Source organism: Tellurirhabdus rosea (assembly GCF_026278345.1).
Taxonomy (GTDB): Bacteria; Bacteroidota; Bacteroidia; order Cytophagales; family Spirosomataceae; genus Tellurirhabdus; species Tellurirhabdus rosea.
Genome location: NZ_CP111085.1, coordinates 4,821,674 through 4,837,860 on the forward strand (window position 1 = coordinate 4,821,674; position 16,187 = coordinate 4,837,860).

At 58.1% G+C, this 16,187-nt stretch carries 13 protein-coding genes; 2 read left to right on the forward strand and 11 right to left on the reverse strand.

Going from position 1 to position 16,187, the window contains the following annotated elements; genetic code table 11:
* Positions 1-95: 95 nt before the first annotated feature.
* The 7 genes from ORG26_RS20400 to ORG26_RS20430 form a co-directional block, all read right to left on the reverse strand.
* The gene (locus tag ORG26_RS20400; protein ID WP_266365104.1) at positions 96-875 is read right to left on the reverse strand and encodes a tellurite resistance TerB family protein; all 780 of its coding nucleotides are present in this window, start codon (positions 873-875) and stop codon (positions 96-98) included.
* Between the two features lie 66 nt (positions 876-941).
* Entirely contained in the window at positions 942-2,042 is a 1,101-nt protein-coding gene (locus ORG26_RS20405; RefSeq protein ID WP_266365106.1) for a hypothetical protein, read from the reverse strand.
* Positions 2,043-2,233: 191 nt separating this feature from the next.
* A complete protein-coding gene (locus tag ORG26_RS20410; protein ID WP_266365108.1) occupies positions 2,234-3,598 on the reverse strand; it encodes a hypothetical protein in 1,365 nt (454 codons plus the stop codon).
* Positions 3,599-3,723: 125 nt separating this feature from the next.
* Positions 3,724-4,800, reverse strand: a complete 1,077-nt coding sequence (locus ORG26_RS20415) for a porin family protein (protein WP_266365110.1) — start codon at positions 4,798-4,800, stop codon at positions 3,724-3,726.
* Between the two features lie 109 nt (positions 4,801-4,909).
* On the reverse strand, positions 4,910-5,680 hold the full coding sequence (locus ORG26_RS20420) for a LytR/AlgR family response regulator transcription factor (RefSeq protein WP_266365112.1): 771 nt from the start codon (positions 5,678-5,680) through the stop codon (positions 4,910-4,912).
* Positions 5,681-5,760: 80 nt separating this feature from the next.
* Positions 5,761-7,314, reverse strand: a complete 1,554-nt coding sequence (locus tag ORG26_RS20425) for a sensor histidine kinase (RefSeq protein WP_266365114.1) — start codon at positions 7,312-7,314, stop codon at positions 5,761-5,763.
* 102 nt (positions 7,315-7,416) lie between these two features.
* Entirely contained in the window at positions 7,417-8,019 is a 603-nt protein-coding gene (locus ORG26_RS20430) for a sensor histidine kinase (RefSeq protein ID WP_266365115.1), read from the reverse strand.
* 250 nt (positions 8,020-8,269) lie between these two features.
* Between ORG26_RS20430 and ORG26_RS20435 the strand changes: the two genes are divergently transcribed.
* Positions 8,270-9,778 (forward strand): choice-of-anchor I family protein, encoded by a 1,509-nt coding sequence (locus ORG26_RS20435; protein WP_266365117.1) that lies wholly within the window; start codon positions 8,270-8,272, stop codon positions 9,776-9,778.
* A gap of 65 nt (positions 9,779-9,843) precedes the next feature.
* Here ORG26_RS20435 and ORG26_RS20440 read toward each other — a convergent pair whose 3' ends face one another.
* The 3 genes from ORG26_RS20440 to ORG26_RS20450 all read right to left on the reverse strand — a co-directional run bounded on the left by ORG26_RS20440 (position 9,844) and on the right by ORG26_RS20450 (position 14,476).
* Positions 9,844-12,201, reverse strand: a complete 2,358-nt coding sequence (locus tag ORG26_RS20440; protein ID WP_266365119.1) for a TonB-dependent receptor — start codon at positions 12,199-12,201, stop codon at positions 9,844-9,846.
* Positions 12,202-12,279: 78 nt separating this feature from the next.
* Positions 12,280-13,371, reverse strand: coding sequence for a S41 family peptidase (locus ORG26_RS20445; protein WP_266365120.1), 1,092 nt, complete (start codon positions 13,369-13,371; stop codon positions 12,280-12,282).
* Positions 13,372-13,573: 202 nt separating this feature from the next.
* Positions 13,574-14,476 (reverse strand): sterol desaturase family protein, encoded by a 903-nt coding sequence (locus tag ORG26_RS20450; RefSeq protein ID WP_266365122.1) that lies wholly within the window; start codon positions 14,474-14,476, stop codon positions 13,574-13,576.
* Between the two features lie 159 nt (positions 14,477-14,635).
* Between ORG26_RS20450 and ORG26_RS20455 the strand changes: the two genes are divergently transcribed.
* Positions 14,636-15,571 (forward strand): FKBP-type peptidyl-prolyl cis-trans isomerase, encoded by a 936-nt coding sequence (locus ORG26_RS20455; protein WP_266365124.1) that lies wholly within the window; start codon positions 14,636-14,638, stop codon positions 15,569-15,571.
* Here ORG26_RS20455 and ORG26_RS20460 read toward each other — a convergent pair.
* Positions 15,568-16,167 carry a hypothetical protein gene (locus tag ORG26_RS20460; protein WP_266365126.1) on the reverse strand — a complete coding sequence of 200 codons (600 nt, stop codon included), beginning with the start codon at positions 16,165-16,167 and terminating at the stop codon, positions 15,568-15,570. The genes ORG26_RS20455 and ORG26_RS20460 overlap by 4 nt on opposite strands.
* Positions 16,168-16,187 lie beyond the last annotated feature (20 nt).

Consider the following 16,187-nt stretch of genomic DNA (forward strand, 5'->3'; position numbering starts at 1 on the left):
TCTCTACACTCCGGGTCCTGGCTCGAAACACCACAGGAACCCGGGCTGAACCCCGGGGGGACAAGGTGGCCGGTTCTCCGGCCACCTTGTTTGTTTTACCATCCGCGCCGTCCGCCCAGGATGCTGCCGAGCAGGCCACCCAGCCCGCCCGACCGCATGCCGCCGTAGCGGGGCCGTCCGCTCAGGCCGCCGAGGATGGAAATGAGCGAACCCAGTCCGCCGCCGCGGCGATGGCCTCCGCCCATCATGCTGCCCCCGCCCATGAGGCCACCGAGCAAGCCGCCTAGCATCCCGCCGCCGTGGTGCCGCCGTTTGCCGCGACTGAGCATGGACGAAATGACAATGGGAGCGAGCACGCCCAGCATGCCTTTCACCATATTCGGCGAAATTCCGGCTTTCTGAAACATCGAACCAAAGCCGCTCTGGTTCAGAAACTGCGGCGAAGTCGGGTCCTGGCCCTGCTGCCGGGCCTCGTCGGCCTTGTCTACGAAGCGGTCCAGAATGCTGAACTGCTGCTGATCGACGCCCAGGTAGTCGGCCATTTTATGAATCTGCTGCTCTTCTTCGGGCGTATACTGGCCGTCGGCTTTGGCAAAGCTGATGATGTCCGTGATGAACGAAAAGCGCAGTTGGCTGGGCTTGAGCGTATCCAGGCATCGCTGAAGACTGATTTGGGACGGATTACGCGCCACCTGAACAACTTCCTGTTGCAGGTTTTCCGGTAGTTCAGCCGCTTCCGCGAGCAGGTTCAGAAATTCAATTTCTTCGTCAGAAACGTTGCCGTCGGCATTGGCCATTGTAGCCAGAGCGGCCAGGTAGGCGCTGCGTTCTTCGATTGAGTAATCTTTAAGCAGCGTTGTGGATTGGGCTTCCATAGTTGTTTTTTGACAAAAACCCGGATGGGCTGGGGAGGGTTTAAGAATCTTCGTCTGGCCCCGAAGTTAAACAAAACTCTTGAGCCAGTGCCGCAGGGTATCCGTCTCGCTCAACGCCCGCACGTCGGCCTTCAGGCTTTGTACATCTTTCCGTAGTTCGCGGACTTCCTGCTCAAAAAGCGGCTTTAGTCCGGCGGCGGCGTGAACAAAATGCAGGGAGGTGCGGAGGAAAGCGGCGGCCTCCTGTTTGAGGTCGGCCAGCTCGGTTTCCAGGTCTTTGACCTGCTGCCGCAGCATCCGGTTGTAATAGCCCAGCTGTTCTTCGGCCAGCGTTTCGAGGTGGTTCTGGTCGATGCGGGCGAATTCAAATTGCAGGCTCAACAACGCCATGAGGTCGTTTTTTTCATACGCTTCTGTCACGCGCTGCATAATTTCGGTTTTGCGGCCTTTCTCGGCTTCGTCGGGTTCCCGGTCGGGGTGGAAAGCCTTGACCAGATCGAGGTAGACCGAGCGCACCGACCGGCTGATGCGGCGTTCTTCGGCCTGTCGGCGGGCCTCCTGTTTCTGCTGCCGCGCCGATTTCTTCTGCTGCTCACGGCGGCTGGCTTCGGCGGCCTGCTGCTGCTCCCAGCTTTCTTCGTAGCCGGGCTGGAGCGTGCGGAGGTATTCCGCGAGCTTTTCGGGCGAATCAATGCCCGCTTCGTCCGGCACGTTGATGCCAAAGCGGTCGGCGGCCTGCTGCTTCAACTGGTCGGTGGTACTCTGCCGGGCCTCGTGCCGGGCGGCTTCGTAGCCTTCCGGGTCGTACTGGTCGTACAGCGGAATAAGCTCGCGCAGGCCGTGCCGGGCAATGAGGTCGTAGCTGATTTCCAGAATCAGGCGGGCCAGTTTTTTGCGGTCACCGGCCTTAAATGCCCCCGATTGATGGCCCCGGTCCAGTACCCGGACGAGCAGTGCCCGCTGCTGCTGGTACTCCCGGTAAAGCGGCTCATACTCCCCGTCCGCTTTCCGATACACTTCGTTCAGGGCATCGCGGTAGGCCGTCAGTTCCCGGCTTAGCTCGTCGATCCGCTGGCTGAACCGGTTAAAGTCCTGCTGGCCTTTCGTCAGGTTGGCCTTCTCAGGATGGGAACCGATGCGGAGGAGCGGCAGGGCAGAATGGGACATGGCAGAAGCGGTTTAACCACAAAGGTAAAAACGGCGGGATGGCGAAGGGACAAAAACGGTCTTCCGATTGAATAAATGTTGAGTTTTGACGCAGGACAAACCCACCCCGAAAGGGCCTAGGCCCTTTCGGGGTGGTGAAAATAAAACAGGCGGAGCCCCTTTCGGTGCCCCGCCTGCCCTCAACGCAAAAGTTATCGGTTTGTACGTTGATCCATTTTTTCCAGGCGTTCCTCAACGTCGTAGATAAGCCGGTCGGCCTGTCGACGGGTTTGTGCCCAGTTCTGCTCCGAGCCGCGCTGAACCTGATAATAAGCTTTCATCAGGTCATTGCGCTGTTTTTCAAGTTCGCGTACAGTCGCCTGGCGCTGCAAACGGCCGCTGGCGCTGGTATTGCGGCTCATCTGCTCAATCTGACGGTCGAGATTGTCCATCATTGACCCGATGCGGTCGGCCAGTTCCCGGCGGTCACCGTCCAGGTTGGAACGGCCGCTGCGGCCCTCGCTGTAATTGCCGCCCCGGTCGTCCCGATTTCCGCTGTCGTTGTACGAAGAACGTTCATCATACTGGCGGGAATCGCCGGAACGACTGTCCATGCTCCGACTGTCCATACCCCGGTTGTCCATGTACCGGCTGTCGGACTGACGGTTGTCCATGCGGTCCATCTGGCTGTACTGGTCTCCGGCGTAGGAACCGCCGCGGCTCTCACGACCCGAGTAATTGCCGGACGAGTTGCTGCTGTAGCGGTCGCCCTGCATGCGGTTGTTGTCTGAATAATTTCCCGACTGATCCTGACGGTAGTCGTTGCTACCCCGATCGTTCATCTGGCTGCCCGAACTGTACCGGTCGTTGCCCGAACGGTTATCGGAATACGAACCGTTGTCCGAGTACTGGCGACTGTTGGAATACTGGCGGCTGTCCGAACTGCGCTGGTCGTTACCACGCTGGTCGTAATTCCGCTGATCGCTGTTGCGCTGGTCGTTACCGCGCTGGTCGTTGTTGCGCTGGTTGCTCTGGCCGCTGCTGAGGCCCAACCGCTCGCGGATGCGCTCCTCAAAGGCATCTTCTTCGGGCGTATCCTGATCCGGACCGTTGCCGAACAGCCGGTTGTTGGTGGCGTCCTGCTTCAGTTCACCCGCAACCCGGCGGGCATCTTCTTTTACTTCGGGGGCTTTTTCGCGAATGTCCTCTTTGACGTTCTGGGCTTTATCCCGCACATCTTCCCGCACATTCCGGGCTTTGTCCCGAACATCGTCGCGGACGTTATCGGTCCGTTCACGCACGTCGTTTCCTACTTCACGTCCGGTATCGCGCACGTCGTCGCGGACTTCGCGGCTGCGGTTACGGACATCGTCGCCCAGTTCCGACCGGCGTTCCCGTCCGGCCGTTGACCGGCCTTCGCGGTCGTCAGAATCGCGATTTTCGTTGTAAGCGGTGCGTTCCCGGCGGTCGTCCCGGTCGTCGCTGTCGCGGCGGCTGAATAACCCCTTAGACGAATCGCAGGAGGTGGTAAACAGTCCTATCAGAAGGGCCGCTACCGGCCAAAATGTCTTTTTCATAACGTATCTTAAGTTTAAGGTTTAAAGTTTAAGGTTTAAAGTTTAACGGTGCTTAGGCTTTTCTGCCCTCTTTGGGCCCAGCGGAGCTACGTTAAACCTTAAACGTTAAACCTTAAAACGTCTTTTTAGAACTTAAAGCCCACATTGACGCCGAAAGAGCGGCGCTGGGAGTTGTTGAAGCCTTCGATGGCGTCGTTGAGACCGTGGTGGTATACAAGGTCGATCAGCAGCGGACCGATGTCAAAGCCGAGGTTGCCCAGGGCCAGGAAGGTCCCGCTTTTGATTTCGTTGTCGTCGATATTGACCGTGTTGCTGCCGCCCAGCCGGTTGGCATATTCGGCGCCGACTCCCAGGCGCACGCCCGAGATTCCGCGCTTCGACTGCGCCAGTTTCACGCCTACCAGGACCGGAATCTGCAGCCACTGGGTATTGATGCGGCCCGTAATGTTTTCCAGATTCTGGCCGTCGCCGGGGGAGAAGTAGTTGGAGCTGGTGGCAAAATACTCGGCCCCGAGTTGTCCGTAGATGCGGCCGCCGAAGCGCGTGAAGACGCCGACCTGGTAGCCCAGGCGACCGCTCAGGTCGTTGCCGCCGGCATTTTCACCCAGAAAGCGCGTGGTGTTGGCCCCCGCATAGAAGCCTCCGGTGAAAGCCTTGTAGCGGTCGGCTTTCTTCTCCAGCTTTTCGTTTTCTTTCTTTACATCGTCAAGTTCTTCGCGCAGCCGGTCATATTCCCGTTTATCGACGGAATTGCGGTTTTCGGAGTTGTCACCGGAGCGGTTGTTGCGTCCGCCGAAAAGGCCGCCGCTGTTCGAGTCGCTGCGGTTATCGCGGTTGTCGCGGTTATTCCGGTCGCTGAAACCCGGCGCTACGCCGTCGTTGCGGCCCAACTGCCGGGCGGTTTCCATTCCGTCGCGGTATCCTTCCTTGTAGGCGTTGATGAGCGCCCGTTCGTATTGCTGCGTCGACATGCTGCGGTCCATCGGGCCCGACATGCTGCCCGAACGCTGGTCGTTCATGCGGCGGTCGTCGTACCGACGGTCATCCATTGACTGGTTATTCAGCGAACGGGAGTCGTTGGGCCGGACGTTGTCGCGGCGATAGCGGTCATTATCGTTTGTTCGGGAATCACGCTGGCCGAACGCCACGTTAGCTCCGGCAATCCCCACCGCCAGCAGAGCTAAAGTAACCTGTTTTTTCATGTTTAACGTTGAGTTTAACCCGTTTGGGTGTTCGTTAATGTAACAGGCCCTGTGGGGAAATGTTTAATAATGAACCGTTAAAAACGGGGCGAAACGGGGCCCGGAGTCTTCAGGCATCCAGCCAATCCTTGAACGTACTGACTTTTTCCTTACTGATAAAGACCTCCGTGCGCGGGTCGGGCTGCAATTCCAGTTTGAGTTTACTGCTGGAATAGGTGTGAATATTTTTGATTGAGGGCAGCGCGACCAGAAACTGCCGGTTGGCCCGGAAAAAATCCGCCGGATTCAGCATCGTCGCCAGCTTGTCGAGGCTGAAATCGAGCGGCAGCCGCTGGTTGTCTCGGGTGACCAGAAACGTGATCTTTTCTTCCGAGAAAAAATACGCCACCTCGCCCGTTTCGATGGTCCGCAGGCGCGTGCCGACCGTAATCAGGAACCGGTTTTTGTATTCCTGCCGGGGCTGGCCCATCACCTGACGCAGGGCTTCGAGATCGGTCAGGGAGAATTGCCGTTTCAGCGAATGATACTTCTGCATGGCCGCCGCCAGCGCTTCAAAGCTGACCGGCTTCAGCAGGTAATCGATGCTGTTGACCCGAAACGCCTTGATCATGTATTCGTCGAAGGCCGTCGTGAAGATGATGGGCACCGACAGGTTCACCTGCTCAAAAATCCGGAAACACAGATCGTCTTCCAGATGAATATCCATGAAAATCAGGTCCGGGTAGTCGGGGTGTCCGGGGCTGTGGGTTTGCAGCCACTGCACGGTTTCCCGTACGGAAGGGAGCATGGCCGCCACGCGAATGGCGGGATCATATTTTTTCAGCAGGTCTTCGAGCCGTTCAGCCGTCAGGTCTTCGTCTTCGATGATGAGTACGTTCATGAGTTGTTTATGATTTAAGGGTTAGGGTTAAAGTTTGAGGTTTCGCCTTTCCCGACGTTTTCCACCTTACACTTTTAACCCTACTTATTCCAGGCCGGCAGTTCGAAGGCGAACGTCGCACCCGCGCCGGGGTGGTGTTCGTACCAGATTTCGCCCTGCAGGAGATGGACTAATTTTTTGGTAATGGCCAGCCCCAGCCCGTTGGAACTTTCGCCCGCCGTGGGTTTGGGCGAGAGCCTGGTGAATTTCCGGAACAGCCGGTCCGCTTCGTCGAGGGGCACGCCCGCGCCCTGGTCCTGTATCCGGGTGATGAGCGCGTCGGGTCCGGCAACGAGCTCGATCTGAATGGTGCCGCCCGGCGGCGAATACTTGATGGCGTTGGAAATCAGGTTGTCCAGAATCTGGTGGACGGCATTGGCGTCGGCCCGCACGTCCAGACTGCCCTCGGGCCAGGCCGTCGTCACCGACAACTGCTTGTGACGCATGCGTTCTCCGTAGAACTGCAGGACCCGGCTGACCTGTTCCGGCATACTGACCCGCTCGCTCCGGATTTCGAGTTTTCCGGATTCGATGGTGTGAATGCTCAGGAAGTTGGTGATGAGGCTCAGCATTTTGTCGGCACAGCTCAGAACGCGGAGGACATGCGGCCGGACGTTCTCGGGATTGTCCAGAATGGCCAGTGCCTCGTGCTGCAGGTTGTACAGCGGGTTTTTCAGGTCGTGCGAGACGATCTGCAGCAGCTCGTTCTTTTCCTCGTTCAGCTTTTTGAGTTCCCGGTTTTTGAGCCGGATTTCGAGGTTGCTGCGTTCAATCTCCCGGGCGTCGGCCTCGGCCTTTTCCTTGGCGGCGCGGAGGGCCTCTTCCAGTTGCTTGCGGCGGGTGATGTCGCGCACGTTGGCCAGAATACCACCCACGGCCTCGTTGTTGACCTGGCTGGTGGCGAAAGTTTCGACCCAGCGCATCTTGCCCTGCAAATCCACAATCCGGTATTCGGCCAGCACCTGCATCAGCTCTCCGGTCGCCAGCTTATGGAACAGGTCGATCATCTGCGGCCGCTCTTCCGGATGAATCCACCAAAGCAGGTCGCCCTGTTTTTCGGTCAGCAGTTCGGGAGCCAGGTCAGAAATGAGGTCGCGGCGATTGGTGTAGAGGAGCCGTCCGTCCGTCGCATAAATCTGGATCTGGTCTTCAATATTTTCCATCATGGCCTGAAAGCGGGCCGCCTGCCGCTGGATTTCGGCTGCCTGTTCCTTGGCCTGGGTGATGTCGCGAAAGTTGAGGATGATGCCGTTGATCAGCGGATTGTCGAGCTGGTTGGAGGCCGTCGCTTCAATCCAGCGCCAGGAGCCGTTTTTGTGCAGAAACCGCCAGCTGAAAACGATCGGGGTTTTGTCCTTGCTTTCGACAAAATCGAAAAAGGTCTTCCGGACCCGGTCCCGGTCTTCGGGGTGGTGGAGCAGGTACTGGCTGCGCGCCAGCATTTCCTCCGGCTCGTACCCCAGCACCCGCCGCACCGACGGGCTGACGTACCGCTCGATTCCCCCGGCATCGGAGATGATGATCACATCCGAGCTATGCTCAATAAGCGCCCGGAAGTTGGTGAGCTGGGTCTGAAATGCCGAATGCAGGGGCATGGAAGTACTGGATGGGTTAGCAGGCATTGAAGTCGGTGAATGTCCGACAAAGATACGATTAACAAGGGTGTATACGTTTGGTATGGACGATAAGAACCGGGTTTAACGGTCGGTTCGCAGCAGCGGAATCTGGACGGCAAACTGCTTGTCCGTTTCGTCCACATTCACCGGAAGGCCGGTGAGCAGGGCGTAACGGTGCCGGATATTGGCCAGCCCGAGGCGTCGGTCTCCCTCCGGCTGCGTACGCAACTGGCGGTTGTTCCGGACGGTCAGCACGGACGCCTCCCCGACGAGCATTTCGACCAGCAGCGGCTCGGTGGCCGACATGCGGTTATGCCGGATCGCATTTTCGATCAACAGCTGAAGCGTGAAAGGCAGCAGGGTGAAATGGCGGCAGGCTTCCTGCGGCGGAAAGGTCACCCGAAACTTTCGGCGGAAGCGGACTTCCAGCAGAAAGGCGTACGACCGGGCAAAGTCCATTTCGTCGCTGAGTGAAACGCGCTCGTCGTCCTTATGCTCCAGAATATAGCGATAAGCCCGGGCCAGATGGTCGATGAACTGCTCGGACAGGTCCGGGTCCTTGCGCACCAGCGAGGCCAGAACGCTCAGGCTGTTGAACAAAAAATGCGGACTGATCTGGTCTTTCAGGGCGGCAAACTGGGCCTGAAAGTGGTTATCGTTTACGATCTTCTCTTCTTCGCGCATGGGAAATGGTTCGGTCGCCCCGTTCTCTTTCTCGGTTCAGGAATCTAACGCAATCTACCACTTCCTGTTTGCCCTCAAAAAGAAATTCTGACGAAGCCGCCAACCGGGTTGCTGAACCGCCGGTACGTCCGACGAAGGAAAAATGTTACCGAAATGTTAACTGGTTTAAATAATTGTTAAGGTCGTCGGGGGCGAAGCGGAGGGCTTGGGGGATGCTCTAATTTTACCCGTCCAAACCTATTCACGCTCTATGACAACGACCCGTTTACTCTTCCCTGCCATGGTTTCCGGTCTGCTGCTGACCGCCTGCAGCGACCACCCGGTGCCCGGCCCGATTCGGGAAGATGCCGCTGCCTTTCAACTCGTGGCGACTCAGGACCTGGGCGGTACGGCGGCGGCCGAAATCTCGGCCTTCGACCCCGCGACCAAACGGCTGTTTACGGTGAGCAACGAAACCACGCCCCGCATTGATGTTCTGGATCTGTCGGCCCTGCCGACGGTGAAAAAGCTTCCGTCCATCGACGTGGCGGCGTATGGCGGGGTAGCCAACAGCGTGGCCGTACACGACGGCAAACTCGCGATTGCCATTGAAGCCACCGTCAAACAGGACAACGGCAGCGTCGTGATCCTCAACACGAACACGCTGAATCTGATCAGACAGGTTCCGGTGGGAGCGTTGCCAGACATGGTGACGTTCAGCCCCGACGGCCGCTTCATCATCACGGCTAACGAAGGCGAACCGAATGCCAGTTACACCAACGATCCGGAAGGGTCCATTTCCATCATCGACGTGTCGGCCAATTACGGGGTCCGCACCCTCGGCTTTGGGGCTTTTGCCGGATCGCTGAACCAGCTGACGGCGGGCGGCTTCCGGGTTTTCGGCCCCAATGCAACGCTGGCCAAAGACGTTGAGCCGGAATACGTAGCCGTTTCGGCGGATTCGCGAAAGGCGTTTGTCACCCTGCAGGAGAACAACGGCATTGCCGAGGTAGACCTCATCAACGGCACGATTCTGCGGATTCTGCCGCTGGGAACCAAAAATTACAACCTGGCCGAAAACGCGATTGACCCCAGCGACCGGGATTCCCGGATTCAACCGGGCGTCTGGCCGGTTCAGTCATTTTTCCTGCCCGATGCCATCTCGACGTTCAAAGCCGGTTCAATGGAGTATTACGTTACCGCCGACGAAGGAGACGCCCGGGAGTACACGGCCCTGACCGAAGAAGTCCGCATCGGTAGCCTGAACCTCGACGCCACAGCCTTCCCCAACGGAGCCACGCTGAAGCAGAACGCCAGCCTGGGCCGTCTGCGCGTGACCAATACCGCCGGCGACACCGACCGGGACGGGGATTATGATGTCCTCTACGGTTTCGGCGGCCGGGGTTTCAGCATCTACAACGCCACGACGGGCCAGCGGGTGTACGAGTCCGGGAAAAGCCTGGAGGAGCGGGTCATTGCCGCCGGCAAATACGACGACGACCGCTCGGACGACAAAGGCGTGGAACCGGAGGGGGTGGTTGTCGGAAGCATAAACGGCAGGCCCATCGCCTTTGTCGGCCTGGAACGGGCCGATGCCATAGCCATTTACGATGTCAGCAATCCGGCGGCTCCCCAATTCCTGCAGCTTCTCGAAACCGGCGACGCCCCGGAAGGCTTGCTGTTTGTGCCTGCTTCCCAAAGCCCGAATGGTCGCAGTATGTTGGTTGTCAGCAACGAAGGCGACGGTACCGTTCGCATTTACCAGCCGAATAAACTGTAACAGCAGGCGTACAAACCGCAAAAAGCCCCGGTGTAGCGCCGGGGTTTTTTGCGGTTTTACCAGACTTAGAATTCAATCCTGTAGTTGACGTTCGGAAAAAAGCCGAGCTGGTACATCGTCCGGATGCGGTGGCTCCGGGTGTCATAACTTTGGGTGTAGATGTTTTTTGCGCCGGTCACGTTCTGTAAATCAAGGAGCCACTCCTGCGTTAGGCGGCGGCCATTGTGGCGATACGTGATTTTGACATCCGTGCGGAAATAGTCTCTGTATTTCTGCGAAAAGGCCTGGTTGTCAAGGTAAACCGTTTCGTTTTTTCGTGCCGAGGCAGCCAGGTCAATCGGCGTATAGCGGCGTCCGCCCGCCAGCGAAATCCGGGTGTCGAGGGAGAGCGTATTGCGTTCGCTCAGGCGAAACTCGCGACCCAGTAGAAAATTGGCGGCGTAGCGCCCGTTGAAAGCCGTGTTGCGCCAGACTTTGTCGCTGCCCCGGTACTTCGCTTCGTAAAGCGATGCCGTTGCCAGGAAGTAATAGCCGTCCGAGAATGTCCGTTCAGCGGTCAATTCGAGTCCGTAATTCCGCCCGAGGCCCGCATTGGTCAGACTATCGGTAACCACGTTGTTCAGCCCGGCGCCGAAATTAAGACCCGATTGCCAGGACGGTCGCTGTTCTACAGGAACGTTGTAGAGGTACTGGAAATACGACTCTGCCTTAAGGCGAATATTGTCCCCAATTGTCGTTTCGTAGCCCGCTACCGTCTGAAAGCTGCGCGTAAACGAGAGCTTCCGGTTGGTTTCGATGAGGCGGGTATCGGAGATCCGCGTCTGCTTGAAATAAAGCTGAAGCGGCTGCAACTGGCTGTTCAGGCCCGTGTGGAACGAAAGCGTCTGGCGGGGCGCTACCTCATAGCGCAGTCCCAGCCGGGGTTCCAGCGCAGCCGTGCCGTTCAGCGTGAAGAAGTCGCCGTGCAGACCCGTGTTCAGCGTCAGCCGGTTGGTCGGGCGAAACTGCCACTGCACAAACGCCTGCGCCAGTCCGGCCGTTTCGTGGGCCGAGTAGATGGGTTTCCAGACACGGCGCTGGTAGAACACGCTGTCGGCAAAATTGAAAAATAATTGGTGGAGGGATAACCCCGCCGCTACGGTATGCCGGGCGTTGAACTTCTGGTTGTATTGTACGATGGCACTCAGGCGGCTCTGGCTCGAATGGTCGCGGTAGAACGGATGCGCCACAAATTCGGTGTTCAGCGTATCGTCGATTACCCGGAAGGTGTTTCCCGAGGCTGCCAGCGTTAGTTTCAGGGACGTGCGGTCGTTGACAAAATGAGTGTATGAACTGCCTACGATCCCAACGCTCGCTTTGTTGTAGTCGTTGGTTGTCCCGTTGTTGTAGAAATTTGTGGTATCCTTCGGGTCGGCGATGAAGTTGATGTTGCTCTGGCCGCCGATGCCAAAGAGGGTAAAGCGGCTGCCGGGGCGATGGGTCGGAACGTCAATTTTGAAAGTGAGGTCGTGAAAGTTCGGCACCGCGGACCCGGTGCCGAAGTTGACCCCCAGTTTCTTCACCACCGACAGGACCGAATAACGGTAGTGGATCAGAAAAGTAGCCCGTTTGCCCGGTACGAACGGCCCTTCCAGGCCCGCCTCGAAGCCGTTGAAGCCGATTTGGCCCGTGTATTCCCGTCTGGTGGAATTGCCGTTGCGCAGCTGCAAATCAAACACACCGCTGATGCCATTGCCGTATTGAGCCGGAAACGCGCCGGTGAAAAAATCCGATTTCGCCAGGGTATTGTTGTTCAGAATGGTAACCGGGCCGCCCGTCCCACCCAGCGGGCCGTAGTGGTTAGGGTTCGGCATGTCCACGCCTTCGAGCCGCCAGAGCAGTCCCAGCGGCGAGTTGCCCCGGATGACGATGTCGTTGCGGGAGTCGTTGTTGCCAACCACGCCGGCGAAGTTGGCGGCCATGCGGGCCGGATCGTTACGCCCCCCGGCAAAGCGGCGAGTCTGCTCCACGTCAAAAGTCCGGGCGCTCAGCGTGCCGAATTCGTTGTTCAGCAACGACTGGTCGCGTTTTACTTTGACCGTTACCTCCTGCCCAATCAGGACATCTTCCTGCAAACTAATGGTTAGAACCACTTCTTTACCGGACGTAACCAGCACGTTGGGAATGGTCTGGGTGCGGTATCCCATAAACGAAATCTGCAGCGACTGGCGGCCTACCGCAACGTTGGTGAGGTTAAAGTTTCCCTCCGTGTCCGTTGTGGTGCCTTTCAGCGGCGTAGTCTGAGCCAGCAGGACGGTCGCGCCGGGCAGGCCTGCCCCGGACTGGGCGTCAACCACGCGGCCTTTCATGGTTTGGGTGAGCGTTTGGGCAAGGCTCGGCAGTGCTATCACGAGCAGAGGCAGGCAGTACAGTAGCTTTTTCATTAGCAGTTGTTGGTAAAGATGGTAGGCAAAGCGGCACCGTTGACGCCCTGTCAGAGGCGTTGGCCTATGGGATGAGAATTATCGAATGGGTTTAATCGGGTTCTTCAGGGTTACGAAGGCTTTTTCCAGAACGGTGTCCCGGCCTTTGTAGAAATCTACCAGGGTCTGACTAACCGGAACGTCCGGCTGAAAACCTTTGCCGACCCAGTCCATACCGTCGTAGCGCCGGTCCCGTTTGGTGCATACCACCAGAAGGCCCTGCCCCGGCAGTGGCGTAATCAGTGGCTGTCCGGTGCTGCCCGCCGAGGGTTTGCCAATCAGAAGACCCCGCCTGGCCGGAGTGAAAATCGACAGAAAATCTTCGGCAGCCGAGTTGGTTTCAGGGCTGGTCGGCACCACCATCGGGCCGTGGAAGTAGTCCGTCGTATCAGTCATGTTGACGCGGTAGGTGTACTGATCGCCGTACCAGCTCTGGGCGTTGCCCCAGGCGCGTTCGGTAGGGCGGTAGGTGCGGGTTTCCCATTTGACCATCGGAAAATCGCGGTTGGTCAGGCGGGCCATAACCTGCCAGCCCATGCTGCTGTTGCCACCACCGTTGCGCCGCAGGTCGAGCACCAGCGCTTTCGCTTTTTTCAGTTGCGGATAAATGGAGTCGAATTTGGCGACGATGCTCGGGTGGTCGAAGTAATCCAGGGATACGTAAGCAATGCCGTCGGGTCGCTCGTAGTGTGTAAACTCCCGGGAGTTCAGCAAGGCGTCCAGATACGACTGGTTGCAGGTGACTTTCCGGGTAAACGGCTGCTGGCGCGGGCCCACCAGAGTAAGCGCTATCTCGCTCCCTTTTTTGAGAACCAGAAAATGGGAAGAATACTGCTTCATAAGCCGGTTCTGTTCCGTCGAACTGGTCAGATAAGGCCGAATCACCCGCCTCGTATAGGCATGTACATCCTCCCCGTTGACCTGCGTGATTTCCTGACCGGCCCGAAACAGTTTTTCGGTTTGGCTGAGGTTTTCGGCTGCGTCAGACTGCCAGACCGGGCTGTTGAAACGGACTCCCTGCTGGTACAGTTGTTCGACCGTAGGCCTTGGGGCGGGCGGGGCAGGCGCAAACAGCTCCTTTTGTTCTTTTTCTTTCTGCGCGAAAGCCGCCACACCGGAAAGCAGCAGCATTGCAGGTAGAGAAGGTTTTGCGTTCATTGAATTTGTTGTCAGATTATGGTCGTAAAACTACCGGAAGCCGGAGGGAAAGGGGTAATAAAAGGCGATGAAGCCGCCAAGGAAGGTGAAGAAGTGGAAGAGGCAGGCGACGAATAAACAAAAAAGCCGAACCCATCATGGGTTCGGCTTCGGCAAGGTTTAGGATATAGTCAATTCAGGGTTCGGGTAAAGGACTGATGACCGGCGTTTCGAGGCCCTCGGCCGTTGTTCTGGCCGGTTGCTTGTCGGCTTCGGGACGGGAAACCGGTGGCCGGTAGGCCTGAAACGGTATTTTGAGCAGACCACCGATGCGCGAATGTTCGTGCGGTTCGGGGTGCGTATCGACGCCATACACCAGCTCGCGGCCGGACATTTCGTGATACGTCCCGAAAAGACGGTCCCAGAACGGAAAAATATTGCCGTAGTTGGTATTGGTTGCGGGTAATTGATAGTGGTGGTGGACGTGGTGCATATTGGGCGTCACGATGAACCAGCTCAGCACCCGATCCAGCCAGCGGGGAAGTTCAAGGTTGGCGTGGTTGAACTGGGAAAGCACCACCGACATGGACTGGTACAGCATCACGATCCCGATGGGCGCGCCGATGACGAGCACGGCCAGCGTCGTGAACACGAACCGGAACACGCTTTCGCCGGGATGGTGGCGGTTGGCCGTGGTCGTGTCCACGTACGTATCGGTATGGTGAATGAGGTGGAACTGCCACATCCACTTCACCCGGTGCTCAAGCCAGTGAATGAACCAGGCACCGATCAGATCAAGCAGCAGCAGCCCAATCACAATTTCGGCCCATAGCGGCAGCGAAGCCCATTGCAGAAGGCCCACCTGCTCGGCTACCACCCAGTCGCTCGTTTTGAGCAGGATGAACGCGAGCACAAAATTGACCACGATGGTCGTCAGGGTAAAAAAGAGGTTGATACCGGCATGCTGCCACTTCCGGTAATCGAAGCGGAACAGGGGCACGGCACTTTCGATCAGCCAGAAGAACGTGATACCACCCACCAGAATCAGACTGCGGTGAGACGAAGGGATGGTTTCAAAGTAGTGAAGAAGTCGTTCCATTGCCTGTTTACTGCGTTTTCAGTAAAACCGTCCTGCAATTATACAAAAAATTCCTGTAGTTATACAGATCGACTGGGGCTTTTGCGCAACAATTCGGAGAACTTTCGGCGTTTTGAGGGAAAAAGGTGCCAATTTTGTGATTCTGAACGTTGGTAGTGTATGAAGAACCGCTTCGCTGTTTTTGTCTGGATTGCTGTGCTGGCGAGTGCCTTTGCGGCCTGCCGGAGTAATTTTGAAGACCCCTCGGAAGGGCAGGCTGCCCGAAATGCGCAGGAAATTAACGATTACCTGATTGCCAGCGGACTGGTGGCCAATATCCAGACCACGAGTTCGGGGCTCACCTACGTGCTGTCGGCACCGGGCAGCTCGACGGTAACGCCCAGGGCGGGCGAGGAGGCGGAGTTTTCGTACCGGCTCTACTGGCTTGATAACGGGCGTCTGCGGGTGGCCGACACCAGTTCGATGGCCAAGCCGGTGCGTCTGCCGTACGGGGCCAATGTGATGATTCCGGGACTGGAGGAAAGCCTGAGCCTGCTCAGAGTCGGGCAGCGCGGCCTGTTTTTTATGCCCAACAACCTTGCCTACGGCGGTCGGCCGAATACGGGAACCGGAGAGGCGGGTTCGCCGGTATCGCCGGTGCCGCCCTACAGTGCCGTGGCGTTCGACCTGACTCTCCTGCGCCTGCGCGACGAGGGAACCCAGATTCTCGAATACGCCCAGGCCACCAGCCTGTCTTCGGCGCCTACTTTCCAGACCACCAACGGCATCGTTATTTACCGAACGACCACCGGCACCGGGCCGGCCATCACCGCCAGCCAGCGGGTGACGCTTTCGCTCTCGGGCCGAACCCTGAGATCCACCACCCCGTTCGACCGGCGGGACTCCATCACGGTCCGGATTGGCGGCGGCGAACTGATTGCCGGTCTGGACTCCGCGGCGCGGCGCTTGCGGGTTGGCGACCGGGCGCTGGTGCTGATTCCGTCCGGGTCCGCCTACGGAACCCAGGGCACTTCCGACCGCACCAGCGGGGCCTACGTCGTTCCGCCCTTCGCACCGGTGGCGTACGAATTGCAGATCATTGCCAGCCGGAATTAATTCAGATTCAAACCAAAGAGGACACCGAACCAGGGGCGGCGGTGATAAATCCAGTAGCGGCGGTTGCTGTCCATCAGGTTATCCGCCCCGGCGGCAAGCCCGACGTTAAAAATCCGGGCGTCGTAAATCGCCGCGACGCCGATATCCAGAATAATTCCTTCGTACTCAAACGGCACCCGTCCGCCGGTGACCAGCTCGTTGATGGTGGAGGAGCCGATGCCGCCAAATAGGCCGTACCCAAGCCCCCGGGAGCGGAGCTGGCGCGTTTCGAGGCCGGCCGCGATGGTTTTGGTGCGGTAACTGTAAATGTCGGTGCGTCGTCCCAGATACAGGGCCGCGTTGAAATTCGAATTTAACTGCGGCGGTACACCGCCCAGAGCCGGGCGGACTTTGAAGGGAATGGTAAAAACGTCAACGTCCACCTGCGTGCGGAAAAACAGCAGGGGCGTCGTTCGGGATGCGTCCAGAAGGTATTGCCGGTCCGTGCCCGGGACGAAAAACCGGATGCTGTCGCCCTGGTCCTGCACATAGAGCGTGCCTTTGGGCAGCCCGTGTGCGCCGGGGTGCTGAATTTGGTAAAAGTCAGGAGGCAGCACTTCCGTAGGAGCGGCCGTAC

Coding starts and splice junctions, on each gene's coding strand:
- ORG26_RS20405 (WP_266365106.1), bottom strand. CDS start 2,042: ATGTCCCATTCTGCCCTGCCGCTCCTCCGCATCGGTTCCCATCCTGAG.
- ORG26_RS20445 (WP_266365120.1), bottom strand. CDS start 13,371: ATGCTGCTGCTTTCCGGTGTGGCGGCTTTCGCGCAGAAAGAAAAAGAA.
- ORG26_RS20450 (WP_266365122.1), bottom strand. CDS start 14,476: ATGGAACGACTTCTTCACTACTTTGAAACCATCCCTTCGTCTCACCGC.
- ORG26_RS20430 (WP_266365115.1), bottom strand. CDS start 8,019: ATGCGCGAAGAAGAGAAGATCGTAAACGATAACCACTTTCAGGCCCAG.
- ORG26_RS20415 (WP_266365110.1), bottom strand. CDS start 4,800: ATGAAAAAACAGGTTACTTTAGCTCTGCTGGCGGTGGGGATTGCCGGA.
- ORG26_RS20425 (WP_266365114.1), bottom strand. CDS start 7,314: ATGCCCCTGCATTCGGCATTTCAGACCCAGCTCACCAACTTCCGGGCG.
- ORG26_RS20410 (WP_266365108.1), bottom strand. CDS start 3,598: ATGAAAAAGACATTTTGGCCGGTAGCGGCCCTTCTGATAGGACTGTTT.
- ORG26_RS20400 (WP_266365104.1), bottom strand. CDS start 875: ATGGAAGCCCAATCCACAACGCTGCTTAAAGATTACTCAATCGAAGAA.
- ORG26_RS20435 (WP_266365117.1), top strand. CDS start 8,270: ATGACAACGACCCGTTTACTCTTCCCTGCCATGGTTTCCGGTCTGCTG.
- ORG26_RS20455 (WP_266365124.1), top strand. CDS start 14,636: ATGAAGAACCGCTTCGCTGTTTTTGTCTGGATTGCTGTGCTGGCGAGT.
- ORG26_RS20420 (WP_266365112.1), bottom strand. CDS start 5,680: ATGAACGTACTCATCATCGAAGACGAAGACCTGACGGCTGAACGGCTC.
- ORG26_RS20440 (WP_266365119.1), bottom strand. CDS start 12,201: ATGAAAAAGCTACTGTACTGCCTGCCTCTGCTCGTGATAGCACTGCCG.